Source organism: Rhodococcus sp. 21391 (genome assembly GCF_016772255.1).
Lineage (GTDB): Bacteria > Actinomycetota > Actinomycetes > Mycobacteriales > Mycobacteriaceae > Rhodococcus_F > Rhodococcus_F opacus.
This window is the reverse complement of sequence record NZ_CP063781.1, coordinates 4013586-4038378: the sequence shown is the minus strand read 5'-3', so window position 1 is coordinate 4038378 and position 24793 is coordinate 4013586. Positions and strand designations below refer to the sequence as shown.

At 66.2% G+C, this 24793-nt stretch carries 28 protein-coding genes; 23 read left to right on the top strand and 5 right to left on the bottom strand.

Annotated features, from left to right (window positions below):
* Positions 1–19: 19 nt before the first annotated feature.
* The 9 genes from rpsH to map all read left to right on the top strand — a co-directional run bounded on the left by rpsH (position 20) and on the right by map (position 5543).
* The gene (gene rpsH, locus GO592_RS18935; RefSeq protein WP_005239657.1) at positions 20–418 is read left to right on the top strand and encodes a 30S ribosomal protein S8; all 399 of its coding nucleotides are present in this window, start codon (positions 20–22) and stop codon (positions 416–418) included.
* A gap of 14 nt (positions 419–432) precedes the next feature.
* Positions 433–972 carry a 50S ribosomal protein L6 gene (gene rplF / locus GO592_RS18930; RefSeq protein ID WP_005239658.1) on the top strand — a complete coding sequence of 180 codons (540 nt, stop codon included), beginning with the start codon at positions 433–435 and terminating at the stop codon, positions 970–972.
* 1 nt (position 973) lies between these two features.
* Positions 974–1381, top strand: coding sequence for a 50S ribosomal protein L18 (gene rplR / locus GO592_RS18925; RefSeq protein ID WP_005239660.1), 408 nt, complete (start codon positions 974–976; stop codon positions 1379–1381).
* 37 nt (positions 1382–1418) lie between these two features.
* Positions 1419–2075 carry a 30S ribosomal protein S5 gene (gene rpsE / locus GO592_RS18920; RefSeq protein WP_005253858.1) on the top strand — a complete coding sequence of 219 codons (657 nt, stop codon included), beginning with the start codon at positions 1419–1421 and terminating at the stop codon, positions 2073–2075.
* Positions 2075–2254 (top strand): 50S ribosomal protein L30, encoded by a 180-nt coding sequence (rpmD, locus tag GO592_RS18915; protein WP_005253859.1) that lies wholly within the window; start codon positions 2075–2077, stop codon positions 2252–2254. Before rpsE ends, rpmD begins: the two co-directional genes overlap by 1 nt.
* A gap of 2 nt (positions 2255–2256) precedes the next feature.
* A complete protein-coding gene (rplO, locus tag GO592_RS18910; protein ID WP_005239667.1) occupies positions 2257–2700 on the top strand; it encodes a 50S ribosomal protein L15 in 444 nt (147 codons plus the stop codon).
* Between the two features lie 190 nt (positions 2701–2890).
* Positions 2891–4204: a preprotein translocase subunit SecY gene (gene secY, locus GO592_RS18905; RefSeq protein WP_005239668.1), complete on the top strand. Its 1314-nt coding sequence runs from the start codon at positions 2891–2893 to the stop codon at positions 4202–4204.
* Entirely contained in the window at positions 4201–4746 is a 546-nt protein-coding gene (locus tag GO592_RS18900) for an adenylate kinase (RefSeq protein ID WP_005253860.1), read from the top strand. The genes secY and GO592_RS18900 overlap by 4 nt, the downstream gene beginning before the upstream one ends.
* Positions 4746–5543: a type I methionyl aminopeptidase gene (gene map / locus GO592_RS18895; protein ID WP_007301274.1), complete on the top strand. Its 798-nt coding sequence runs from the start codon at positions 4746–4748 to the stop codon at positions 5541–5543. The genes GO592_RS18900 and map overlap by 1 nt, the downstream gene beginning before the upstream one ends.
* Positions 5544–5564: 21 nt before the next feature.
* On the opposite strand, the gene dtd is transcribed toward map, so the two are convergent.
* Positions 5565–6002 (bottom strand): D-aminoacyl-tRNA deacylase, encoded by a 438-nt coding sequence (gene dtd / locus GO592_RS18890; protein WP_007301273.1) that lies wholly within the window; start codon positions 6000–6002, stop codon positions 5565–5567.
* Between the two features lie 265 nt (positions 6003–6267).
* Here dtd and infA point away from each other — a divergent pair, with 265 nt between their 5' ends.
* The 9 genes from infA (at position 6268) to GO592_RS18845 (ending at position 11648) form a co-directional block, all read left to right on the top strand.
* Positions 6268–6489, top strand: a complete 222-nt coding sequence (gene infA, locus GO592_RS18885; RefSeq protein WP_003418601.1) for a translation initiation factor IF-1 — start codon at positions 6268–6270, stop codon at positions 6487–6489.
* Positions 6490–6575: 86 nt separating this feature from the next.
* Positions 6576–6689: a 50S ribosomal protein L36 gene (gene rpmJ, locus GO592_RS18880; RefSeq protein WP_003938068.1), complete on the top strand. Its 114-nt coding sequence runs from the start codon at positions 6576–6578 to the stop codon at positions 6687–6689.
* A gap of 220 nt (positions 6690–6909) precedes the next feature.
* On the top strand, positions 6910–7284 hold the full coding sequence (rpsM, locus tag GO592_RS18875; protein WP_005239677.1) for a 30S ribosomal protein S13: 375 nt from the start codon (positions 6910–6912) through the stop codon (positions 7282–7284).
* Positions 7284–7697, top strand: a complete 414-nt coding sequence (gene rpsK / locus GO592_RS18870) for a 30S ribosomal protein S11 (protein ID WP_005239680.1) — start codon at positions 7284–7286, stop codon at positions 7695–7697. The genes rpsM and rpsK overlap by 1 nt, the downstream gene beginning before the upstream one ends.
* Positions 7698–7719: 22 nt before the next feature.
* Positions 7720–8325 (top strand): 30S ribosomal protein S4, encoded by a 606-nt coding sequence (gene rpsD, locus GO592_RS18865; RefSeq protein ID WP_005253863.1) that lies wholly within the window; start codon positions 7720–7722, stop codon positions 8323–8325.
* Positions 8326–8441: 116 nt separating this feature from the next.
* The gene (locus tag GO592_RS18860; RefSeq protein ID WP_005239684.1) at positions 8442–9503 is read left to right on the top strand and encodes a DNA-directed RNA polymerase subunit alpha; all 1062 of its coding nucleotides are present in this window, start codon (positions 8442–8444) and stop codon (positions 9501–9503) included.
* 27 nt (positions 9504–9530) lie between these two features.
* Complete coding sequence (rplQ, locus tag GO592_RS18855; protein WP_005239685.1) at positions 9531–10100, top strand: 50S ribosomal protein L17; 570 nt, start codon at positions 9531–9533, stop codon at positions 10098–10100.
* A gap of 5 nt (positions 10101–10105) precedes the next feature.
* Positions 10106–10999: a tRNA pseudouridine(38-40) synthase TruA gene (truA, locus tag GO592_RS18850; protein ID WP_193385512.1), complete on the top strand. Its 894-nt coding sequence runs from the start codon at positions 10106–10108 to the stop codon at positions 10997–10999.
* An 82-nt stretch (positions 11000–11081) separates the two neighbouring features.
* Positions 11082–11648, top strand: a complete 567-nt coding sequence (locus GO592_RS18845; RefSeq protein WP_007301271.1) for an NADPH-dependent FMN reductase — start codon at positions 11082–11084, stop codon at positions 11646–11648.
* Here GO592_RS18845 and eccE read toward each other — a convergent pair.
* Positions 11645–13294 carry a type VII secretion protein EccE gene (eccE, locus tag GO592_RS18840; protein WP_007301270.1) on the bottom strand — a complete coding sequence of 550 codons (1650 nt, stop codon included), beginning with the start codon at positions 13292–13294 and terminating at the stop codon, positions 11645–11647. The two genes, GO592_RS18845 and eccE, sit on opposite strands and share 4 nt — an antisense overlap.
* Positions 13295–13406: 112 nt before the next feature.
* Between eccE and eccB the strand changes: the two genes are divergently transcribed.
* Positions 13407–14885 (top strand): type VII secretion protein EccB, encoded by a 1479-nt coding sequence (gene eccB, locus GO592_RS18835; protein ID WP_039953031.1) that lies wholly within the window; start codon positions 13407–13409, stop codon positions 14883–14885.
* Between the two features lie 10 nt (positions 14886–14895).
* Here the strand turns inward: eccB and mycP are convergent, their stop codons facing one another.
* Positions 14896–16287 (bottom strand): type VII secretion-associated serine protease mycosin, encoded by a 1392-nt coding sequence (gene mycP, locus GO592_RS18830; RefSeq protein WP_007301268.1) that lies wholly within the window; start codon positions 16285–16287, stop codon positions 14896–14898.
* Positions 16284–17756, bottom strand: a complete 1473-nt coding sequence (gene eccD, locus GO592_RS18825; protein WP_007301267.1) for a type VII secretion integral membrane protein EccD — start codon at positions 17754–17756, stop codon at positions 16284–16286. Before eccD ends, mycP begins: the two co-directional genes overlap by 4 nt.
* A 283-nt stretch (positions 17757–18039) precedes the next feature.
* On the opposite strand from eccD, the gene GO592_RS18820 reads away from it, so the two are divergent.
* From GO592_RS18820 to GO592_RS18805, 4 genes are all read left to right on the top strand, one after another.
* Positions 18040–22041, top strand: a complete 4002-nt coding sequence (locus tag GO592_RS18820; protein ID WP_039953029.1) for a type VII secretion protein EccC — start codon at positions 18040–18042, stop codon at positions 22039–22041.
* A gap of 56 nt (positions 22042–22097) precedes the next feature.
* The gene (locus GO592_RS18815; RefSeq protein WP_237720643.1) at positions 22098–23435 is read left to right on the top strand and encodes a type VII secretion-associated protein; all 1338 of its coding nucleotides are present in this window, start codon (positions 22098–22100) and stop codon (positions 23433–23435) included.
* A 131-nt stretch (positions 23436–23566) separates the two neighbouring features.
* Entirely contained in the window at positions 23567–23884 is a 318-nt protein-coding gene (locus GO592_RS18810; protein WP_005253872.1) for a WXG100 family type VII secretion target, read from the top strand.
* Between the two features lie 43 nt (positions 23885–23927).
* Positions 23928–24215 (top strand): WXG100 family type VII secretion target, encoded by a 288-nt coding sequence (locus GO592_RS18805; RefSeq protein ID WP_039953027.1) that lies wholly within the window; start codon positions 23928–23930, stop codon positions 24213–24215.
* A gap of 78 nt (positions 24216–24293) precedes the next feature.
* Here GO592_RS18805 and GO592_RS18800 read toward each other — a convergent pair whose 3' ends face one another.
* A complete protein-coding gene (locus GO592_RS18800) occupies positions 24294–24746 on the bottom strand; it encodes an Lrp/AsnC family transcriptional regulator (protein WP_005253874.1) in 453 nt (150 codons plus the stop codon).
* Positions 24747–24793 lie beyond the last annotated feature (47 nt).

Below are 24793 nucleotides of genomic sequence, written 5' to 3'. Positions count from 1 at the left end.
AAAGGTAGAGGTCAACCTCATGACCATGACCGACCCCATCGCAGACTTCTTGACGCGTCTGCGCAACGCCAACACGGCGTACCACGATGAGGTGAAGTTGCCCCACTCGAAGATCAAGGCGAACATCGCCGAGATCCTCAAGCGCGAGGGTTACATCGCCGACTACCGCACCGAAGACGCCGAGGTGGGCAAGACCCTCATCGTCGACCTGAAGTACGGCCCGAGCCGTGAGCGCAGCCTTGCCGGCGTGCGTCGCGTCTCCAAGCCCGGTCTGCGTGTGTACGCGAAGTCCACCAACCTGCCCAAGGTTCTGGGCGGCCTCGGCGTGGCGATCATTTCCACGTCCACCGGCCTGCTCACCGATCGCCAGGCGGCCAATCAAGGAGTGGGCGGGGAAGTCCTCGCCTACGTCTGGTAAGGGAGGCCACCACAATGTCGCGTATTGGAAAGATTCCCGTCACCGTCCCCGGCGGCGTCGACGTCTCGATCGACGGCCAGGACGTCACGGTCAAGGGTCCCAAGGGCACGCTGGCCCTGACGATCTCCGAGCCGATTGCCATTGCGAAGAACGACGACGGCACGCTCAGCGTGACGCGTCCGGACGACGAGCGTCGCAGCCGCGCGCTGCACGGTCTGTCTCGCACCCTGGTGCAGAACCTCATCACCGGTGTCACCGACGGTTACACCACCAAGATGGAGATTCACGGCGTCGGTTACCGCGTCGCTCTCAAGGGCAAGGACCTCGAGTTCGCACTCGGCTACAGCCACCCGGTCCCGATCGAGGCTCCGGAAGGCATCACCTTCGCGGTCGAGTCGCCCACCAAGTTCTCGGTGTCGGGCATCGACAAGCAGAAGGTCGGGCAGATCTCGGCCAACATCCGTCGTCTCCGTCGTCCGGACCCGTACAAGGGCAAGGGCGTGCGTTACGAGGGTGAGCAGATCCGCCGCAAGGTCGGAAAGACGGGTAAGTGATATGAGCCAGACTGCAAACCAGAAAGCCAAGCGGATTCCGCTCGGCAAGGATGCGTCCACGAAGCGTCGCCTGTCGAAGGTGCGTCGTCACTTCCGTCTCCGCAAGAAGGTCTCCGGCACGCCCGAGCGTCCCCGCCTGGTCGTCAACCGGTCCTCGCGCCACATCCACGTCCAGCTCGTGGACGACCTCGCAGGCCACACCCTGGCCGCTGCGTCGACCACCGAGGCCGACGTGCGTGCAGCGGACGGCGACAAGAAGGCCCTCAGTGCGAAGGTCGGTCAGCTGATCGCCGAGCGCGCGAAGGCAGCCGGTGTCGAGGCCGTCGTGTTCGACCACGGTGGACACGGCTACCACGGTCGCATCGCGGCCCTTGCGGACGCAGCTCGCGAAGGCGGGTTGAAGTTCTGATGACCAAGACCGAGTACATGAACGGAAGGACAGCCTGATGCCGGGACGTCAGAGGCGTGACGGCGGAAGCGGACCCGCCGGACAGAATGGCCCCAACACGGGGGACAACCGCGGCGGCGGCGACCGTCGTGGTGGCGGTCGCGACGATCGTCGCGGCGGACAGTCGGCCGAGAAGTCGAACCACATCGAGCGCGTCGTCACGATCAACCGCGTGTCGAAGGTCGTCAAGGGTGGTCGTCGCTTCAGCTTCACCGCTCTGGTGATCGTGGGCGACGGCAACGGACTGGTCGGCGTCGGCTACGGCAAGGCCAAGGAAGTTCCCGCGGCCATCCAGAAGGGCGTCGAGGAGGCTCGCAAGAGCTTCTTCCGTGTTCCGATGATCGGCAGCACCATCACGCACCCGGTTCAGGGTGAGGCCGCAGCGGGCGTCGTCATGCTGCGTCCGGCAAGCCCCGGTACCGGTGTCATCGCCGGTGGCGCGGTGCGTGCCGTGCTGGAATGCGCCGGCATCCACGACATTCTGTCGAAGTCGCTCGGTAGCGACAACGCCATCAATGTTGTGCATGCGACCGTTGCTGCGCTCAAGGGCCTGCAGCGCCCCGAGGAAGTTGCCGCTCGCCGCGGTCTCGCCCTCGAGGACGTTGCCCCCGCCGGCATGCTGCGTGCGCGCGCACAGGCTGGGAGCGTGAAGTAATGGCCGAACTCAAGGTCACTCAGATCAAGAGCACCATCGGTACCAAGCAGAACCAGCGGAACTCGCTGCGCACCCTCGGCTTGAAGGGCATCCGTCAGACGGTTGTCCGCGAGGACAATGCCCAGAACCGCGGTCTGATCAACGTGGTGCGCCACCTCGTCACAGTTGAGGAGGTCTAACCATGACCATCAAACTGCATCACCTGCGCCCCGCACCCGGAGCCAAGTCCGACAAGATTCGTGTCGGTCGCGGTGAAGGCGGCAAGCGCGGCAAGACCGCCGGTCGCGGCACGAAGGGCACCAAGGCCCGCAAGAACGTGCCCGCCGCCTTCGAGGGCGGACAGATGCCGCTGCACATGCGTCTGCCCAAGCTCAAGGGTTTCACCAATCCGTTCCGCACCGAGTACCAGGTCGTCAACGTCGGCGACATCGCCCGTCTGTTCCCCGAGGGTGGACAGGTCACGGTCGAGGACCTCGTTGCCAAGGGTGCCGTTCGCAAGAACCAGCTCGTCAAGGTTCTCGGCGACGGCGACCTGACTGTCGCCGTCCAGGTGACGGTCGACAAGTTCACCGGCTCCGCCAAGGAGAAGATCGCTGCTGCCGGTGGTACCGCCACCGAGCTGTGAGCTATCACCGCTAGCCAGTAGATGGCCGCAGTACAGCCTCGCGCTGTACTGCGGCCATTTGCGGCTGTACGCGCAGCGCTGCCGCAGGTCTCCCAACTGCGCGTTCAGTTGCCACTGTTAGAGTTCTAGAGTTCATTCACGGACAAGTCTGCTTTCGACTCGTCTCCCCACCGTCGTGCCAGGAGGATCTTTGCTTTCCGCCTTCGTCTCGGCCCTCAGGACCCCGGACCTGAGGCGGAAGATCCTCATCGCGCTCGGTCTCGTTGCGCTCTATCGCATCGGTGCCGTGATTCCGTCGCCGGGCGTCGACTACGGGAACGTCCGAGCCTGCGTCGATCAGCTGTCGGGCGGTGACTCCGCGGGTATCTACTCGCTGATCAACCTGTTCTCCGGCGGCGCGCTACTCCAGCTGTCCATTTTCGCGATCGGCATCATGCCGTACATCACGGCCAGCATCATCGTCCAGCTGTTGACGGTCGTCATCCCGAAGTTCGAGGAACTCCGGAAGGAAGGCCAGTCCGGCCAGGCGAAGATGACGCAGTACACGCGTTATCTGTCGATCGCCCTGGCGATCCTGCAGGCCACCGGCATCGTGGCGCTCGCATCGCGCGGCCAGCTGCTGCAGGGATGCCAGGAAGAGATCATCGCCGACAAGAGCATCTTCGGCCTCGTGATCATCGTGCTGGTCATGACCGCGGGCGCAGCGCTCGTCATGTGGTTCGGTGAGGTCATCACCGAACGCGGTGTCGGTAACGGCATGTCCCTGCTGATCTTCTCGGGTATCGCGTCCCGCCTGCCGTCCGAGGGCAAGGCCATCCTGGACAGCCGCGGGGGACTGATCTTCGCGATCATCTGCGTCGCGGCCCTCGCCATCATCGCCGGCGTCGTGTTCGTCGAGCAGGGCCAGCGGCGGATCCCGGTCCAGTACGCCAAGCGCATGGTCGGCCGCAAGATGTACGGCGGCTCGTCGACGTATCTGCCGCTCAAGGTCAACCAGGCCGGCATCATCCCGGTCATCTTCGCGTCGTCGCTGCTGTACCTGCCGAACCTCATCGCGCAGCTCACCGGCGCCACGTCGTCCGCCGATCCCAGCTGGTGGCAGCGGATCATCAACGAGTACCTGGTGAATCCGAACAACCCGGTGTACATCGTCATCTACTTCGCGCTGATCGTGTTCTTCGTGTTCTTCTACGTCGCGATCACGTTCAATCCGGAAGAGCGGGCGGACGAGATGAAGAAGTTCGGCGGCTTCATTCCCGGTATCCGCCCGGGTCGCCCCACCGCGGACTACCTGAATTACGTGCTCAACCGCATCACCGTTCCCGGCTCGATCTACCTCGGCCTGATCGCGGTGCTGCCCCACTTCTTCCTGTCCGGAAGCCAGACCTCCAGCAGCATCTTCGGTGGTGCGGCCGTGCTGATCCTCGTCAGCGTCGCCCTGGACACGGTCAAGCAGATCGAAAGTCAATTGATGCAACGTAACTACGAAGGGTTCCTCAAGTGAGACTTGTCCTCCTTGGTCCTCCCGGTGCAGGCAAGGGCACCCAGGCCGCGATTCTGTCCGAGAAGCTCGGCGTCCCCCACATCTCCACGGGCGACCTGTTCCGCGCGAACATCGGCCAGGCCACGCCCCTCGGCCTCGAGGCGAAGAAGTACCTGGACGCCGGAGACCTGGTTCCCAGCGAGATCACCAACAACATGGTGAAGGCCCGCGTCGCCGAGCCGGACGCGGCCAACGGATTCCTCCTGGACGGCTTCCCCCGGACCGTCGACCAGGCTCAGGCGCTCGAGGCGATCCTCGCCGAGCTGAACACGAAGCTCGACGCAGTGCTGTCCTTCATCGTCGACGAGGACGTCGTGGTCGAGCGGATGCTGGCCCGTGGCCGCGCGGACGACAAGGAAGACGTCATCCGCAACCGGCTCCGGGTGTACCGCGAGGAGACCGCGCCGCTGCTGGACTACTACAAGGACCAGCTGGTGACCGTCGACGCCCTGGGCGAGGTCGACGAGGTCAACGCTCGCGCACTGGCAGCGTTGGGTAAGTAATGGGCTTCGGGCGTAAGCGCAAGGTCGTTCCGTTCCGGACCGCAGGCGAGCTCGACGCAATGGCGGCCGCCGGTGCCATCGTCGGTGCGGCTCTGGTGGCGGTCCGCGAAGCGGCGAAGCCGGGTGTGAGCACGCTCGAACTCGACGAGGTGGCCGAATCGGTCATCCGCGACGCCGGCGCCGTGCCGTCGTTCAAGGGCTACCACGGGTTCAGCGGATCGATCTGTTCGTCCGTGAACGATCGCGTGGTGCACGGGATTCCCTCGGCGGAAGACATTCTCGTCGAGGGAGACCTCGTCTCCATCGACTGCGGCGCCATTCTCGACGGCTGGCACGGCGACTCTGCGTGGACCTTCGGTGTCGGAGACATCATCGAAGCGGACCAGCAGCTCAGCGAGGCCACCCGGCTGTCCATGGAGGCGGGGATCGCGGCGATGCTGCCCGGCAACCGCCTCACCGACATTTCCCACGCCATCGAACTCGGCACCCGCGCCGCCGAGGTCGCGCACGACCGCAAGTACGGCATCGTCGACGGCTACGGCGGTCACGGCATCGGCCGGGAAATGCACATGGAGCCGTTCCTCGCCAATGAAGGAGCTCCGGGCAAGGGGCCGCAACTGGTGGTCGGTTCCGTTCTGGCGATCGAGCCGATGCTGACCCTCGGCACCACCGATACCGTTGTCCTCGAGGACGATTGGACGGTTGTCACCTCCGACGGAACCCGTGCAGCGCACTGGGAGCACACGGTCGCCGTCACCGAGGACGGGCCGCGCATCCTGACCCTGCGTCCGGAGTAGCGGCCTCCTGCAGGTAGGGGCCTACACGTCGATCAGCAGAGTCACCGGGCCGTCGTTGACGAGGCTGATCTCCATGTGTTCGCCGAACACGCCGGTCTCGACGGTCGCTCCCAGCTCGCGCAGGGCGCCGGTGAACTCGTCCACCAGTGGTTCCGCCACCGGCCTCGGCGCCGCGGCGGACCAGGACGGGCGCCGGCCCCGGCGGGTGTCCGCCATGAGCGTGAACTGACTGGCGACGAGTACTGGGGCGTCGAGGTCGGACGCGGACTGTTCGTTCTCCAGGATGCGCATGGTCCACACCTTCTTCGCGAGCAGAGCCGCCTTCGCCTCGTCGTCCGTATGGGTGACGCCGACCAGGACGAGCAGCCCGTGGCCGCCGGCCGCGGGAGTGATCCGCCCGACCTCGTCGCCGTCGACGCGGACCGACGCGGACGTCACTCGCTGTACCAGGGCGCGCACGCACACCATCCTTCGCATCGTTGCCGGTGGGTCTCGGAAGTCGAATTCTCGCCGGGCGGGCGGGTCCGTCAGGGACCGCATTTGGCCTGGTGAGCAATTTCCCGTAACATGGATCAACGGTGCGCTATGCGTGCCGGTTGTCTGCGTGCCCAGTGCCGGATTCGATCCGGATTGTTCATGTTTCGGCCGGTGAAGATCCCATTGGGCGCCACGGTAACGGAAACAGATGCAATAAGCACGCCAAACCACATGGATCGCGGAGGATATGGCTAAGAAGGACGGGGCCATCGAGGTCGAGGGACGAGTAGTCGAGCCGCTGCCCAATGCGATGTTCCGCATTGAGCTCGAGAACGGCCACAAGGTTCTCGCCCACATCAGCGGAAAGATGCGTCAGCACTACATTCGCATCCTCCCGGAAGATCGCGTTGTCGTAGAGCTCTCGCCCTACGACTTGTCGCGCGGACGCATCGTTTACCGGTACAAATAAAAGCTTCCCCGCCGACCAGGTCGGGGAGAAGTACGTCCGCTGCGGATCTGCGTAGTGGGCTGCCACAAAACAGGAGATCAGAAGACGTGAAGGTTCAGCCGAGCGTCAAGAAGATCTGCGAAAAGTGCAAGGTGATCCGTCGTAACGGCCGGGTCATGGTGATCTGCGAGAACCTGCGCCACAAGCAGCGTCAGGGCTAGATCTCCGCTTTTCGAGGATCTGCTTGGCAACAAGCAAAGATGACCTCCCAGCACCAGCCAGTACTTACGGCTCTCGAGCAGGTACTGGTTCACCCCCGGCACGGAGGCCGGGGCCCCACTGAGTTAGTTGAAGCATTGTCGGTCGCGAGACCGCCGACGTTTGAAGAGGCACAGGGGATGGACTGGGAGCAGACCTCCGCACACCGATAGGAATGCCGACATGGCACGTCTCGCAGGTGTCGATCTTCCCCGTGAAAAGCGGATGGAGATCGCACTTACTTACATCTACGGCATCGGCCGTACCCGCTCCAAGGAGATCCTGGACGCCACCGGCGTCAGCCCGGATCTGCGGAGCAAGGATCTCTCGGACGAGGATCTGGCCAAGCTCCGCGAGTACATCGAGGAGTCGCTGAAGGTCGAGGGTGACCTTCGCCGCGAGGTCCAGGCCGACATCCGACGCAAGATCGAGATCGGCTGCTACCAGGGCCTGCGCCACCGTCGTGGTCTGCCCGTGCGTGGTCAGCGCACCAAGACCAACGCCCGCACCCGTAAGGGTCCGAAGCGCACCATTGCAGGCAAGAAGAAGGCGAAGTAATGCCCCCCAAGTCACGTAGCACCGGTCCGAAGAAGACCCAGAAGGCGCGTCGCAGGGACAAGAAGAACGTCCCGCACGGCGCCGCTCACATCAAGAGCACGTTCAACAACACCATCGTGTCCATCACGGACCCCGCCGGAAACGTGATTTCCTGGGCGTCCTCGGGACACGTCGGCTTCAAGGGTTCGCGTAAGTCGACCCCGTTCGCCGCTCAGCTGGCCGCCGAGAACGCAGCCCGCAAGGCGCAGGAGCACGGTGTCAAGAAGGTCGACGTCTTCGTCAAGGGCCCCGGCTCCGGCCGTGAGACCGCGATCCGCTCGCTTCAGGCCGCAGGCCTCGAGGTCGGCACCATCTCCGATGTCACCCCTCAGCCGCACAACGGCTGCCGTCCGCCCAAGCGGCGTCGGGTCTAGCGGGAAGGATAGGTAGAAGAAAATGGCACGTTATACCGGACCCATCACCCGCAAGTCGCGTCGTCTGCGCGTCGACCTCGTTGGAGGCGACCAGGCGTTCGAGCGTCGTCCCTACCCGCCGGGCCAGCACGGCCGCGCGCGGATCAAGGAGAGCGAGTACCTGCTCCAGCTGCAGGAGAAGCAGAAGGCTCGCTTCACCTACGGCGTCATGGAGAAGCAGTTCCGCCTGTACTACAAGGAGGCGAACAACCGCCCCGGTAAGACCGGTGAGAACCTGCTCCGCATCCTGGAGTCGCGTCTCGACAACGTCGTGTACCGCGCCGGACTGGCTCGCACCCGCCGCCAGGCCCGTCAGCTGGTTACCCACGGCCACCTCCTTGTGAACAACAAGAAGGTCGACATCCCCAGCTACCGCGTCTCCCAGTACGACATTATCGATGTCAAGGAGAAGTCGCTGTCCACGCTTCCCTTCCAGGTTGCGCGCGAGACCCAGGGCGACCGCCCGATCCCGGGTTGGCTGCAGGTTGTCGGTGGACGTCTCCGGGTTCTGGTTCACCAGCTTCCCGAGCGTGCGCAGATCGACGTTCCTCTGCAGGAACAGCTCATCGTCGAGTACTACTCGAAGTAGGCCTGACGGCTCGTGCGCCCTTCCAGTAGTTCCGACTACCGGAAAGGCGCACGGGCACGAAGTGCCTTTCCCATCGTGGGCGTCAAATAGCGGACGCCCGTACAGGAGGAAATCCAATGCTCATTTCTCAGCGACCCACGCTGACCGAAGAGGTCATCGCTGACAACCGCTCGAAGTTCGTCATCGAGCCCCTCGAGCCAGGCTTCGGGTACACCCTCGGCAACTCGCTCCGCCGCACGCTGCTCTCGTCGATTCCCGGCGCTGCTGTCACCAGCATCCGCATCGACGGCGTTCTGCACGAGTTCACCACAGTTCCCGGTGTGAAGGAAGATGTCACCGACATCATCTTGAACCTCAAGGGCCTCGTCGTGAGCTCCGAAGAGGACGAGCCGGTCACCATGTACGTCCGCAAGCAGGGCCCCGGTGCCGTGACTGCAGGCGACATCGTGCCCCCGGCCGGCGTCACCGTGAACAACCCGGATCTGCACATCGCCACCCTGAACGACAAGGGAAAGCTGGAGATCGAGCTCGTCGTCGAGCGCGGTCGCGGCTACGTCCCCGCCGTCCAGAACAAGGCGTCCGGCGCCGAGATCGGCCGTATCCCGGTCGACTCGATCTACTCGCCGGTGCTCAAGGTCACCTACAAGGTGGAGGCCACCCGCGTCGAGCAGCGCACCGACTTCGATCGGCTCGTGCTCGATGTGGAAACCAAGAACTCCATCACCGCTCGGGACGCGCTCGCTTCGGCGGGCAAGACCCTGGTTGAGCTCTTCGGCCTGGCCCGTGAGCTGAACGTCGAAGCAGAAGGCATCGAGATCGGACCCTCGCCCGCCGAGGCCGATCACATCGCTTCGTTCGGACTGCCCATCGAGGACCTGGACCTGACGGTCCGTTCCTACAACTGCCTCAAGCGCGAAGGTGTTCACACCGTCGGTGAGCTTGTCGGCCGTACCGAGTCCGATCTGCTCGACATCCGCAACTTCGGACAGAAGTCCATCGACGAGGTGAAGGTCAAGCTGCATTCGCTCGGCCTGGCCCTCAAGGACAGCCCCGCGTCCTTCGATCCCACCACCGTTGCCGGCTACGACGCCGCCACCGGAACGTGGAGCGACACGGACGCCGGTTCCTTCGGTGATGCCGAGGGCACCGAGGACTACGCCGAGACCGAACAGCTGTAGCTCACGGTCCTTTACTAGGAGATCATCATGCCCAAGCCCAAGAAGGGTGCCCGCTTCGGCGGGTCGGCTTCGCACCAGAAGGCGATCTTCGCCAATCTGGCTACCGCGCTCTTCGAGCACGGCCGCATCACCACCACGGAGTCCAAGGCCAAGGCCCTGCGCCCGTACGCCGAGAAGCTCGTCACGCATGCCAAGGCCGGAACCCTGGCTCACCGTCGTGAGGTTCTGAAGGTCATCCGCAACAAGGATGTCGTGCACACCCTGTTCGCGGAGATCGGCCCGTTCTACGCCGATCGTGACGGCGGCTACACCCGCATCATCAAGACGGTCCCCCGCAAGGGCGACAACGCGCCGATGGCAATCATCGAGCTCGTCAAGGAGAAGACCGTCACCTCCGAGGCCGACCGCGCTCGTCGCGTGAAGGCATCGAAGGATGCGCCGGCTGCTGCTCCCGCCGAGGAGAACGTCGTCGAGGCCGTCGAGGCCGAGGCAACCGACGCCGAGGTCGAGAACGCTGACGCCGTCGTCGAGGCCATCGAGGACGAGACCGCCACCGCGGCCGACGCCCCCGAGGCCGAAGAGGCCAAGAAGGACTAGTCCACTTGGTTTCGGCACACGCTGAATCGAACGAGCCCGTCGTCCCCCCGGGGGACGGCGGGCCCGTTTCGTATGGGACCCGTCGCTTGCGCCTGGACATCGCGTACGACGGAACGGATTTCTCCGGGTGGGCCCGCCAGAACGGGCTGCGCACGGTGTGCGGGGAGATCGAGCAGAAGCTCGGCGCCGTCCTGCGCACACCGTTGCAGCTCACGGTGGCGGGGCGTACCGACGCCGGGGTCCACGCCACCGGACAGGTGGCGCACGTCGACGTTCCGCTCGACACCGTGCCGGACGACCCGTCCCGGCTCGTCCGCCGGCTCGCGCGGTTCCTGCCGAAGGACGTGCGGATCAAACAGATCGCCTTCGCACCCGAACACTTCGATGCGCGGTTCTCCGCGATGCGCAGGCACTACGAGTACCGCCTGACGTCGGCAGCCTACGGCGCCGATCCGCTCCGAGCCCGGGACACCGTGTCGTATCCGAAGGTCCTGGATCTCGAACTCATGCGCGCGGCGTCCGCGACGCTGCTGGGGTTGCACGACTTCGCGGCGTTCTGCAAACGCCGGGAAGGCGCCACGACTGTCCGCGATCTCCAACGTTTCGACTGGGAGCGCGACGGCGACGTGTTCACGGCCTTCGTCAGCGCCGACGCCTTCTGCTGGTCGATGGTGCGCAGTCTCGTCGGTGCGGTTCTCGCAGTGGGGGAGGGACGTCGCGACCTCGACTGGATCGCAGAACTCCTCCGCGAGAAGTCGCGGTCGAGTTCGATCCTGGTGGCCCCGGCGCACGGACTGTCTCTGGTGCGCGTCGACTACCCGGACGACGCGGATCTGGCGGCACGCAACGAGATCACCCGGGACGTCAGGACCGTGCCGGGCGGCTGCTGCGGCGACTGACCGGAACCCGCGGCGTCGATCGCCGCCGCGGTTGCGGCGGCGCCAGCACCTACGATGGCTCCGGAAGAGAAGGAGCCTGTTCATGACCGCAGTCGCACCCGTCCGGATCGAGATCATCATCGGATCCGTCAGAGTGGGTCGGATCGCTCCCGTCGTCGCCGGCTGGTTCGCCGAACGCGCTCGTGCCTACCCAGGACTGGACGTGGGCATCATCGATCTCGCCGACACGCCGTTGCCGCAGGATCTCGGCGCATCCGCGGTGACGGACGAATTCCGGGAGCGAGTGGGCAGAGCCGACGGGTTCGTGGCCGTCACCTCCGAGTACAACCACGGCTACCCTGCGGCGCTGAAGACCGCGTTCGACAGCGTCAAACACGAATGGCGCTCGAAGCCCATCGGTTTCGTGTCGTACGGCGGGTTGGCAGGCGGACTCCGGGCAACCGAACAGCTGCGCCAGGTTGTGGCCGAATTGCACATGGTGTCGGTGCGGCAGAGCGTGAGTTTCCACCGGGTGCGCAAGAGATTCGACGACCAGGGGCAGACGACCGACGGCGCCGCCATCGACTCGGCTGACCGCATGCTGGCACAGCTCGTATGGTGGGCCGACGCGGTCCGTGTTCAGCGCGGGACCACCCCGTACCCCGGCTAGAACTGGTGCACCGGCACGTACTCGTCCACCGCGCGAGGCCGACCGATGAACGCCGTCTCGGACGAGATCGTGACCAGCATCAGTTCGATGCTCGTCCCTCCGGTCGACAGAAGAATGCGGTCGCCCAGCGCATTCGGTTGGACGATCGACAGGTCCGGTTCGGCACCGGGCCACTGGCTCGGTTCGCCGTAGAGGTAGATCGCGGTGACCCCGGCGCGGGGCGGCAGCGCGTTGACGCCGTCGAACACGACGGTGTTGAACCTGTTGTCGGACTGCGGATTGTGGCCGGCGATGCGCAACCGGTCGGGCGTGGCGATGGAGTCGATCAATGACGACCACGCGTCCGGCCGATCGGTGTGAATGAGCACGCGGGCGCCGGTGGCGACGGCGCGGAACACCAGTTGCTGGGCGAGATACAGCTCGCCCGCCACGTAGACCATGCCGACGCCGGGACCCGCGATGCGAGCGGTGATTCCGTGACCGTAGTCGTCGGAGCCGATGAGTTGGCCGCACCCCGCTGGGGGTAACTGCAGCGCACGCAGGTCCTCGACGGACATGTCGGTCAACGGCATCACGTCGTCGAGGTCCGACACCGCGACGGGAAGATTGGACAGCAGCCCGTCCCGGTGCCTGCCCTGCATCGAGACGAGCCCGGGGATCGTGAGCGGTTCGGGCATCGTGCGGGTGGTCACCCGGCAGGCCGCACCGACCTTCACCTGCCCGTCGTGTCCGCTGGGGCGCAGCCGGATCGTCACGGTCGTGCCGAGGCTCGACGGAACCCAGAGCTTCGCGAGCAGATCTCGCGTCAGGTAGCGCGGGTCGACGCCGTAGCCGGTGTTGCACACTCCGGGCAGAGGTGCATGCTTCCACGTCTCCGTGAAGGTCTTCGGATCGACGCCCCGACTGATCTGCAGCGCGGCGGATTCGATCTCCGGGGTCGTGAGAATGCGCGCGCGGCACCCTGAATCGGCCAGTGCACGCACGACGCGACTTGCCGCGATCGTGATCGCGCGCGACGCACCTTCCTCGCCGCCGCCACGCCGCGCCACGGCAGCGACGCTCTCCGTGGCGTCGAATCGCAGCGCGAGCCAGACCATCCGGGTCGCCGTCGCCGGCAGCGGGCCGACCAGCCTGTCGTACACATCGGTTGCGGGGGAGCCGGCCGCGGCGCGATAACCGTGGCTGACGATGTCGATTCCGCTCAGCGAGATGTCGTGCTGGACGAGACACGCGGCGAGCGCGTCGGTCGGGAGTTCGTGCGTCGTCTGGAAGCCGTCCCGGGTGATCTGCGTGAGGCTCCCCGCGGGAGGAAGTACTTCGACGACGGCGACCACGTTGCCACCGTCCCACCGGAGCCCGACGGACTGACCTGTCGGTGCCTGGAAGCCGACGGTGCGGGACTGCGTCCGAACGGGTTTGGTGCAATATCGCCAGCACGCCCGGGCCCAGTCCAGGCTCGACCAGCCGCCCACGCGGACGAGCGCGGCGAGAACGAGGACGAACGCGACGACGACGGCGCCCCACCACACCAACCCGCACAGCGAGGCCACGACGCCGCCGGTCACCCCCAGTAGTTGCGCAACGATCATCTCGGTCGCCGAAAACCGAAGAGACGACGGCAGACGTGTGACGCGCGAACGGTCCATGGTTCCTCCCCCGAATACCTGAACCCAGCAGACCCGTACCCGTCCGCCGTGAAGATTGTCGATGGAACTGTACTGTGTCACCCCGAGCGCTGTGCAGCACGGGGGAGGAACAATGGCTGTAACACCCACCACCCGGTGGCAGGTCAACGGGTATCGATTTCTGGTCAGACGGATGGAGCACGCCCTGGTGCGTCGCGACGTCCGAATGTTGCACGACCCCATGCGGTCGCAGTCGCGCGCACTGGCGGTGGGGGTCGTGATCGCGTCGCTCGGACTCGCCGGCTGCGCCGCGCTGGCGCTGTTCCGTCCGCAGGACAAGATCGGCGACGCGTCGATCGTCGTCGGAAAGGATTCGGGCGCGATGTTCGTGGTCATGGGCGACACACTTCGTCCCGTCCTGAATCTCGCGTCCGCGCGGCTCATAGTCGGAAAGTCCGAGAATCCGGTGATCGTCAAGGAATCCGAACTCGACACCCGACCCCGCGGTGCCCTCGTCGGGATCCCCGGCGCGCCGTCCGCGCTGCCGGCCGGGGACCCCTCGGCGAAGTCACCGTGGACGGTCTGCGACTCGATCGCAGCCGACGGAAATCGCTCCGTCACAACATCGGTCATCGTCGGCGAGACGGAGAGCTCCGAGGGCGGGGGGACTCTTACAGGAGATCAGGCGTTGCTGGCGTCGACCCCCGACGCGTCGTACCTGATCTATGGCGGGAAGCGTGCCAAGATCGATCTGGACGATCCGGCGGTCACCCGCGCGCTGGACCTCGAAGGCGCTCGACCACGCCCGGTGAGCAAGGGTTTCGTCAATGCCATCCCCGAAGTACCGCCGCTCGCCGCGCCCGTCATCCCGGGGGCCGGGAGCAGCCCACGCTATCCGTTGCAGGACAAGGTCGTGGGATCGGTCTTCCAAGTACTGATCGGCTCCGAGACCACGCACTACGTGGTACTCCGCGACGGAATCCAGAAGATCAGCTCGGCCGTCGCGAACCTGATTTTCCTGTCGGACTCGCACGGCGACACCGAGATGTCGAGCATCATGCCCGACGCCACCAAGCGAATCCCTTCCGTGGAACAGATTGCGGTGAACAGCTTCCCGGAGTCGGCACCGAAAATCGTCGACGCCGCCGAAAGTCCCGTCAGCTGCCTGTCCTGGCAACCACTCCGTGCAGCGGACTACACGAGCGCGAGCGGTCCGGCGGCCGAGCTGTCCTTGGTAGCGGGTCGCACCCTTCCGATTCCCGGCAATGCTCGCGCGGTCGAGTTGGCCCAGGCGGACGACGCGGGCGACAACGCGGATTCGGTGTACGTGCAACCGGGTACGAGCGGTTTCGTGCAGTCGACCGGCATCGAGCCTACGAGCACGCGACGCGACAGCATCTTCTTCGTCGCGGACACGGGAGTCCGGTTCGGTATCCCGGATGGCGACTCCGCCAAGGCGTTGGGACTGGAGGGCGCCCGTCCCCTTGCGCCCTGGCAAATTCTCGGCCTCCTGGCGCAGGGCCCGGCGCTCGGGAAGTCGTCGGCGCTCGTCGCGCACGACGGGGTCGCACCGGACGCCGCCCCGGCCGCTGTCGCGGCAGGGTCCAACTGAGCGGGTTCGGTCAGCGCCGATCGGTCGCCGACTGGAACCGGCGGCGGAGTGGGAACGACGCCAGGACGCCGAGCACGAGCAGCGCGCCCAGCGTCGCTGTTGCCGCGACAGCGACGTTGCGCGGTCGATGATCCGGGGGAGCAGCGGCCGGGAGCGCCTCGACCGCGACGGAAGTCGACTGATCGACGGTCGCACCCTCGAGGGGAACGTCGGCGGTGACTGCGGCCAGCGGATCGATGATCCCGTGCCCGACAGACGTATTCCACCCCTCCGCCGGCGCATGCGCCGTGGCCTCGATCCGGGCCATGACCTGTTGTGCGGACAGTTGCGGGAACCGCGAGCGGACCAGTGCGACGGTCGCCGAGACGTACGGCGCGGCGAAACTCGTGCCCTTCACCGGCTCCGCGTTGCCTTGCACGCCGTACGTCGTATTCGTCAGGTCGCCCGTGCTCGGATGCAGTGATGTCAGACCGGATCCCGGAGCTGCCACGTCGACCCACGGGCCGGCCAGGCTGAACTCGCTCGGTGATCCGTTCGCCTCGACGGAGCCGACGGTCAGCACGTAGTCGTCGTACCAGGCGGGACTGGCGATGGTGCTGACGGAGTCCCACAGATCGGCGCCGGGACGGAGGGGATCGTGTGCCGGATTCTGAAGCTTGCATTCTCCCGAACCGAAGTTCCCTGCCGCCGCGACCACCACGGCGTTGTGCACCGTGACGGCGTATTTCACGGCCGACCCCAGGTACCGGTCGCCATCGCCGATTCCCTCGGCGGCGGTCTTGCACGCGACCTCGGAGATGTTGATGACCGTGGCGCCCGAGTCGGCTGCACGCCGGATCGCCGTCGCCATTGTCGCAACGTTCCCGTATCCGCCGACCGAGTTGCCCGCGTTGTCGACCTGATCGGCCTGGCCTGCGGCGTTGTACGCGCTACTCGTCTGCCGGATGGACAGGATCCGGGAATCCGGTGCACCACCGGAGAATCCGGAACCGGGAACCTGAGCGGCGCCGATCAGCCCGGCGACGAGCGTGCCGTGCGCGTCGCAGTCGACTGTGCCGGTCTCCGTCCCCACGAGGTCGCCGCCGTCCATGAGGCCGGGAAGTCGCGGATGCGGGGAGACGCCGGTGTCGATCACCGCGACGATCTGACCGGCGCCCCGGGTGATCGGCCAGACCGATTGAAAGTCGAGATCGCGCTGGGCAACCGGAACGTCGGTGCCGTCCGGCACGCGCACAGCGTCTTTGCACGGCCGGCGTTTCTCGACCTTCGTGCTGTCCTTCGGCGGAATGAGCCCGGCGTCCACGGGAGCGGGCACGACAGCAGAGGCGCCGCCCTGACCCACGGCGGCGGTGACTGCCACGACCGCGGTGGCCAGGACTACGCGGATGAGCCGGCGCCTCACAGTCCACGCATCAGCGAGTAGAGACCGGTCACCCAGCACACCAGCGGAACGATCGACGCGATCACCGCCAGATCGATGAGCTCAGCTACCCGTCGCATCACGGGTGAGAACGTCTGGCGGGGGGCGAGGATTCCCAGTACCAGCCCACCGACGGCGAACAGGATCGCGACGGCGAACGAGGCGATGGCGAAGTCGGGCACGGCAACGGCCGCGGTGGTGAGCAGCAGAACCAGTATCGTCACCCCGCCCGCGATCAGCGGTACCGCCTGCTCGGCGCTGCTGTACGTGCGTCCCCGGAACATCAGGACGGCGGCGGTGGCGACGGCGAGAGAGAGCCCGGGCCAGAAGATTCCGTCGGACACACCGGGTTGCGCCGCGATGAGGGCGCCGGAAACGGCGAGTGCCGTCATCGCGCCGACCAGACCGGTGAGGTACTTGCGGGCGCGTGCCGCACGCTGTGCCAGAGAATCGAACGACGGCATCGTCACCTCGTCGTCCGGGTCGTCCTCGGACGGATCGACCGAGGTGCCCGGCGCCGGGACGGGAGGCAGTGGAAGCTTCGCCAGCAGGATCGATACCCGTGCCGAGAAGGCGAGTCCGATCAGCGCCGCCGCCACGACACCTGCGCCGACAGCGGAAACCGGATTGCCGAACAGGGTCGCCACGAGGGCGGCGAGCGAACCGAACAGGGACGTCACCGACAGGGCCGTGAACAATCGCAGTCCGACACCGCCCAGCCGCAGCGCAAGAACGGCGGTGGTTCCCGCCAGCACGAGTCCGAGGAGCAGGTGCGGAGCGCCGAGACCGCCGGGCACGAACAGCATCCCCGCGGCGAACGAGAGGGGAACGGCGCATCCGCTGAGGACGACGGAGCTTGCCGCGTCGCCGTAGATTCGACCGGTGACCGCGCCGGCGATCAGGAACAGTAGGGCCGCCGCGAGTGCACACCCCGCCCCCAGGAATCCTTCGGTCCCCGCTCCGGACCACAGCAGCGCGAACGATCCGACGACGGTGCCGAGCACCGCGGCGACGGAACCCACGACCCGTGCGGAACCCCGGGTCCACTCACGGTCGCCCTCGGCGTCGGCGATCGCCACGTTGTACATGATGTCGTCGAACAGCGGCGGTGGCGCGCTGGTGTGCACGCTCTGCAGTACGAGGAGGTCACCGTCGCGGATTCCGTGTTCGTGCAACGTCAACGTGGTCGAGAGCGGCGAGTGCCCGATCTTCGCGAGAACCCACTCGCTGGGTTCGTACTGTTCGAGCGAGTCGTCGAAGTCGTTGGTACTGCGATGGGTGCGGATGGTGTCGACGATGCCCGGAACGAGGATGGCCAGCGGCACACCGAACGGCACGGCCATGTCGACCTGCGAATGCGTCGACAGGACAGTGATCCGGCAGAGATCTGCTGCGGCACCGGGACGGGTGGACGAGGCGGATCCCCGCGATTCGTCATGGGTGATGGACACTGCGATTCCCCCAACTCTGCGACGCACAACCCCATCTGCGCCGTTACGACACCGATCGACGACCGGTCACAGATCGTCATCCGATTTGATCACCGGTGACCTTACGACACCGCGGGCGCCGCCTCCAGTGTCCGGCAGGGGCGCGGACCTCCTATATGCCCGATCGCCATTCATGGGTTAGTGTCTGACTTCGCGGATCGAGCCCAGGGGGGCGACCCGGAGTTCCGGGATCGGATCGGCTGCACGGTTTTTTCGGGGCGGTTGTAGTCATGGGGGGCGAGTAGTGAGCACTATTCGGTTCGTGCGCAAGGCGCGACGGGAAGTACCGCGTATCCCGGGCGGCGAAGTGAGTCTGCAGGCTCCGCCCGAGATTCCACGCCTGGTACCGGGAAACCTTCTGACCAAGCTCCTTCCCGTGGTCATGGTCGTCGCCATGGTCGGGATGATGGCCCTGATGTTCTCGTCGGGCATGGCCCGCAATCCGATGTCGATGCTCTTTCCCGTCATGATGATGGTGTCGATGCTCGGCATGCTCGCCGGTGGTGGCCGTGGCGGCCCGAAAGCGGCGGAGGCCAACGAAGACCGCAAAGACTACCTGCGCTACCTCGATCAGTTGCGCCGCGACGTCGACGAGACCGCCGAGCAGCAGCGAAAGGCGCTCGACTGGAGTCACCCCGAACCCGGTCTGCTGTGGACCATCGCAGGCACAGCGCGCATGTGGGAGCGCCGCATCACCGACCCCGACTACTGCCACGTGCGCGTCGGCCGGGGAAGCCAGCGCCTCGCAACCCGCCTGATCGCACCGGAGACCGGACCGGTGGAGGATCTGGAACCGGTTGCCGCGGTGTCGCTTCGTCGTTTCGTCCGCGCACACTCCGTCGTTCAGGATCTGCCCACTGCAGTGTCGCTGCGCGGCTTCGCGGCCATCTCCGTGGATGGGGAACGCGGTACGGCACGGTCCCTGGTGCGGTCGATGCTCATGCAGTTGTGCGCATTCCACGGCCCGGACAACCTCCTCGTCGCCGTCGTGTGCGGTCCCGACACCGAGGACGAGTGGGACTGGGCCAAGTGGCTGCCGCACGCGCAGCATCCGGATGCGTCCGACGGTGTCGGTTCGTCCCGCATGATCTACGGGTCGATCCTCGAACTCGAATCTTCGCTCGGCCCCCAGCTGTCGATGCGAAACCGATTCTCGCGCAATGCTCCCGCGGCCCCTGGTGTCCCGCAGTTCGTCATCGTCGTCGACGGTGGGATTCTCGAGGGCGAATCGGGGATGATCACCGACTGCGGGGTCGACTCGGTCTCCGTTCTCGACATCAGTGGCTTCTGCCCGCGACTGACGGCCACACGAGGACTCCAGCTGGTGGCGCAGGACGGATCCCTCGGCGCCCGCAGCGGAGCCGGCGTGGAGATGTTCGCAACAGCAGACCTCGTCAGCGCTCATCAAGCCGAAACGCTGGCCCGGCGACTCGCCCCGTACCGGACGGCGTCGCAGACGGCAGTGGACGCGGGCGACGACGATCAGCCGGTGCAGACGTGGAGCCAGATGCTGGGGATCGGCGACGTCGGCCGTCTCAACCCGGATCACACGTGGCTGCCCCGCCAGGGCCGCGACCGGTTGCGGGTCCCGATCGGTGTCGGAGTGGACGGCCACCCGGTCGAGATCGACCTCAAGGAGTCGGCCGAGAACGGCATGGGGCCACACGGTCTGTGCATCGGGGCCACCGGTTCGGGTAAGTCGGAGTTCCTGCGGACGTTGGTGCTCGGCCTGATCGCGACGCATTCGCCCGACGCGCTCAACCTCGTCCTCGTCGATTTCAAGGGCGGCGCCACGTTCCTCGGACTCGAGGAGGCTCCGCACGTCGCCGCGGTGATCACCAACCTGGCCGAGGAACTCGCGATGGTCGACCGGATGCGGGACGCACTCGCCGGGGAGATGAATCGGCGTCAGGAACTCCTGCGCTCCTCCGGGAACTTCGCGAACGTCACCGAATACGAGAAGGCCCGCCAGGCGGGCGCCGACCTCGACCCGCTGCCCGCATTGTTCATCGTCGTCGACGAATTCTCCGAACTGCTCAGTCAGCAGCCCGAGTTCGCGGACCTCTTCGTCGCGATAGGCAGGCTCGGCCGGTCGCTGCACATCCACCTACTGTTGGCGAGTCAGAGGCTCGAGGAGGGCAAACTGCGGGGACTCGACAGCCACCTGTCGTACCGCATCGGTCTCAAGACGTTCTCGGCCAACGAATCGCGCACGGTGCTCGGCGTTCCGGATGCCTACCACCTGCCCGCGACCCCGGGTGCCGGATACCTCAAATGCGATTCGGCGGAGATCGTCCGCTTCCAGGCCTCGTACGTGTCCGGTACCTACGAGGGCAGCCGGGAAGACAGTGTCCGACGGCCGGGTGAGGCGGCTGTCGAGCTGCGGCCCAAGATCTTCACGGCTGCACCGGTCGCGCTCGACGTCGTCGAGATCCACGACGAACCACAGTCGCTCCACCTGGCCGAGGAGCCGACGGAGATCCGCACCACCATGGACGTCGTGGTCGAACGGATCACGGGTCGCGGACCGCGAGCCCATGAGGTGTGGCTCCGGCCGCTCGACGCCGCGCCGAGCCTCGACCAGATGCTGCCGAGGTCGGTTCTCACCGAACCGGTTCCCGCGCTGAGCTCGCTGCGTACACCGATCGGGATCATCGACAGGCCGTACGACCAGAGGCGCGACCCCCTGGTCGTGGATCTGTCCGGGTCCACCGGCAACATGGCGGTGGTGGGTGGGCCGCAGTCGGGCAAGTCGACTGCGATCCGCACGCTCATCACGTCGTTGGCTGCCACCCATTCCGCGGAGCAGGTGCAGTTCTACTGCCTCGACTTCGGTGGTGGCACGCTCGCCGGACTGTCGGGACTGCCGCACGTCGGCTCGGTCGCCAACCGCCTCGACGTCGATCGGGTGCGTCGCACCATCGCGGAGATGAACACCATCGTACGTCAGCGCGAGGAGCGTTTCCGCGAACTCGGAGTCGAGTCGATGGCCGAGTTCCGGCGACTGCGCGCCACCGATCCCGGCAGCGGCGGCGCGGCGGCCGGGGTCGCGCAGGATCCGTTCGGGGACGTCTTCCTGGTGATCGACGGTTTCGGCAGCGTTCGTCAGGACTTCGAGGCTCTCGAACAGCAAATCACCAACCTTGCGTCCCAGGGGTTGTCGTACGGTGTGCACGTCGTGCTCACCGCCTCACGGTGGGGCGAGGTCCGGCCGGCGCTCAAGGATCAGCTCGGCACTCGGATCGAGCTGCGCCTCGGTGATCCCTCGGATTCCGACCTCGGTCGGAAGACCGCGGCACTCGTTCCCGAAGGCCGACCCGGACGCGGCATGACCCGCGACAGCCTGCATCTGCTCGTCGGGTTGCCGAGGATCGACGGGAGCTCGGATCCGACCGACCTGGCATCCGGTGTGGCGCAAGCGGTGTCGTCCATCGCCGCCGCGACACACGGCCGGCCCGCGCCGGCAGTGCGAATGCTGCCTGCACAGATCGCCCGCGACGACGTGCTCCATGCGGCCGGGGGGTGGCCGTCCTACCTCGACCCGGCGCAGGCCTGTCTGCAGATTCCGATCGGTCTCGACGAGGCGGAGTTGGCTCCCACGTTCCTGAACTTCGCCGAGCAGCCCCACTTCCTGGTGTTCGGCGACACCGAATGCGGAAAGACGACCCTCCTGCGGAACATCTGCGAGGGCATCATGGCATCGAACACGAGCAAACAGGCGAAGATCATTCTCGGCGACTATCGGCGCACGATGCTCGGCGTCGTCGAGACGGAGCACCTGGCTTCGTACGCGCCGTCCGAGAACGTGCTGACGACGAACATGAGGGACCTCGCGATCCTGCTGAAGGGACGCATGCCAGGCCCCGGCTTCAATCGCCAGCAGCAGCGCGACCGGTCCTGGTGGTCGGGACCCGAGGTCTTCGTCGTCATCGACGACTACGACCTCGTCGTGACCTCGAGCGGCAACCCGGTCGCCGCGATCGTCGAATTCCTGCCGCACGCCCGCGACATCGGATTCCACCTGATCATCGCGCGCCGCTCCGGCGGTGCCGCACGGGCAATGTACGAACCGGTCATCGCACGCTTGCGCGATCTGCAGTCGACGGGCCTCGTGATGAGTGGCAACAGGGAGGAGGGCAATCTCATCGGCACCGTTCGTCCGAGTGCGATGCCTCCCGGGCGCGGAACGCTGGTCAACCGTGCAGGTACCGGCCTGATCCAGCTCGCGTGGATGCCGCCGCTGTGATGTCGTCGGTCGCGATTCATCTCACTGAATCCGGCATGTGGTCCTGCGCTCAGGGCGTGACGACGGCAGCTCACGAGATGACGCCGCTGTGCTTCGTCGACGACGAGTACGTCGACGTCGATGGCGGAGTTCTCGCGGTGTCCGAAGCCCTGGCAACGATGTTCCGGTCTGTGATCGACGGTGCGGGGGAGGTGGCGCCGATCGCGACGGCAGTGATGTCACACCCGACGGAATGGGGTTCTGCGAGGCGGAACGCGCTGTCCGACGCGGGGTCGCGCGTTGCCGCCGACACGGTGCTGGTTCCCGTTGCCGTGGCGGCGGCCGAGGGTGCTGCGGTGTCGGGTGGCCAATGGGTGGTGCTCGAAGGCCGGACCGTGGGTGCAACGGCCAGCTACGTGGTCGGCGAGGTCGGCGGATACCGGGTCGTCGAATGCGAGCACGATCCGTCGCTCTGCCCCGACGAGGGGATCGAGGAGTGGGCGACAGCGATAGTGGAACTCGGTGCGCGAGCCCGCGGTGATCGGCCGGTCGACGGAATACTCCTGACCGGCGGCGGAGAGTCGCAGGAGCGCACAACGATGCGTGACGCCGTGATCGCCCACGCGTCCCCGAACGCCGACGTCCGGATCGTCACCGGTGAAGAGATCGCGCGCGCACTCGCGTCCAGCCTGGTCGACTCTTCGGACGAGCTGACCACGATGGCTGTGCCGCAGGCGAACTGGCTCGAACCGGCGCTGCAGGGATCGGAGCGCGGTGGCCGACGGAGCACCCGGCCGACGTTCTTCGCCGTGGTCGCGGTGCTGGCTGTCGTCGTCGGAGCTGTTCTCGTGTTCACTCTTCGGGAGCCCGGTACCGGCACCGAATCCGTCCGTGCTCTGGACGCGAGTGCGGCACCGGCGGCTCCGGTCACGACGACCACCCGATCCGCGGTGCCGGCCACCACGACCGCCACCGCGGCGGCGGACCTCGAGGTGGGCGGAATTCGCGTGACACTGCCGAGTGGGTGGAAGGAGCGGGCGCCCGCCGCGTCGGCTTCTTCCGGATCGCGAGTGGAGTTGGTGCCTGCGGGTGGAGCCGACAGGCGAATCATCATCACGCAGAACGCGGTTCGAGAGGATTCCGGTTACGACGAAGTGGCGGTGACGCTCGCGGCGAAGATTGCGCAGCGCGGCCGTCCCGAGCTGTTCGGCGAACTGGAGCGCGATGTCGTCTTCGGAGGTCGACCCGGCATCGCGTACAGCGAGTTTCCCGACGCGAGCTCCGTGGTGCGGTGGCACGTACTCGTCGAGCGCGACCTCCAGGTGAGCGTCGGCTGTCAGTTCCTGGCGGAGGAGTGGGAGTCGATCGAGAGCGTGTGCGAAGAGGTCGTGCGGTCGCTGGTGATAGTTCGGTGACCCCTTTCTCGTCGCCGAAAAAACTTCCACCGTGGTGGAACCGATTGGGCGGTTGATGCGTCCAATCTTGTGTAGGGGTGAATGCGGGCAGTCCAGAGGGGGCCGCCGCACCGAGAACAGAAGGAGTCACAATGGCGGGAGTTGTTACCGATGTCGGCCAGATGGAAGTCGCGGCCAATCACGTGCAGACGGTGAACAGCCAGCTGCAGGGCACGATCAACAGCCTCAAGGGCCGTTGCGAGGAGTCGTCTTCGGCCTGGCAGGGTGGAGCCCAGGTGGCGTTCATGGAGCTGATGGCGCGGTACGGAGACGCTGCGCGCCGTATGCAGGACTCGCTGGACGAGATTGCGGTGAAGATCCGCGAGAACGGCAAGGGATACGACGCCGCCGAGCAGGCCAACCAGGACGCGATTCATGCGGCCGGAGCTTCGGGATCGCTCGACATCTGACGCCGGCGCCGACAACAATTACCACGCTCGAGGGGAGCACCGAATGTCTTCATTGAAGTACGGATTTGCCGAGTTGCAGGCGCTGGCGAGCGACATCAAGTCGAACGAGGCGAAGCTGCGCCAGACGCATGACGAGCTCCGGGGCTACGTCAACGGGCTCGTCGCGCAGTGGGAGAGCGGTGCGCGGGAGAACTACCAAGCTGTGCAGGCGAAGTGGGACGGCTCCCACGAGGATCTGCTCCAGGTTCTGCAGACGATCTCGAAGGTCGTCCAGGACGGCGCCGTCGACATGCAGACTGCGGAAGACCGGAACGCCACGGCGTGGCTCTGATCTTCGCGTGACACGTCGAGTGCCCCAGCAATCCACGGTTGCTGGGGCACTGTCGTCTCCGACGGTGGAGCGAGTGGATCAGTCGGCGGGCGGTATCAGCCGGCTGAGGACGACGCTGCTCTTGGTCTGAAGGACGGCCGGCTCCGACCGCAGATTCTCCAGCGTGCGTTCGAGGTGTGCCGTGTCGGTGGTGCGGACGCGGAGGAGGGCGTTGGCATCGCCGGTGACGGTGTACGCCTCCTGAACCTCGGCGTGACGGGACACGATCCGTGCGATCTCGACGGCCGAGGTGCGACCGCTGCAGTACAACTCGACGAACACCTCGACGCCGTGGCCGAGAGCACGCGGATCGAGCGCCGCATGGAATCCGGTGATCACCCCGGACTCGACCAGTCGATCGACCCGACGCTTCACGGCGGGTGCGGACAGGCCGACCTCGGCGCCGATGGTGGCGAAGCTGGACCGTGCGTTGCGCTCCAGTCGCGCAACGATCCGCCGATCGAGCCCGTCCAGACGCAACGAATCATCCATGTGATGGAACGCTAGCGCATTGATCAGGCCTTTTGGTGGGTGGATAC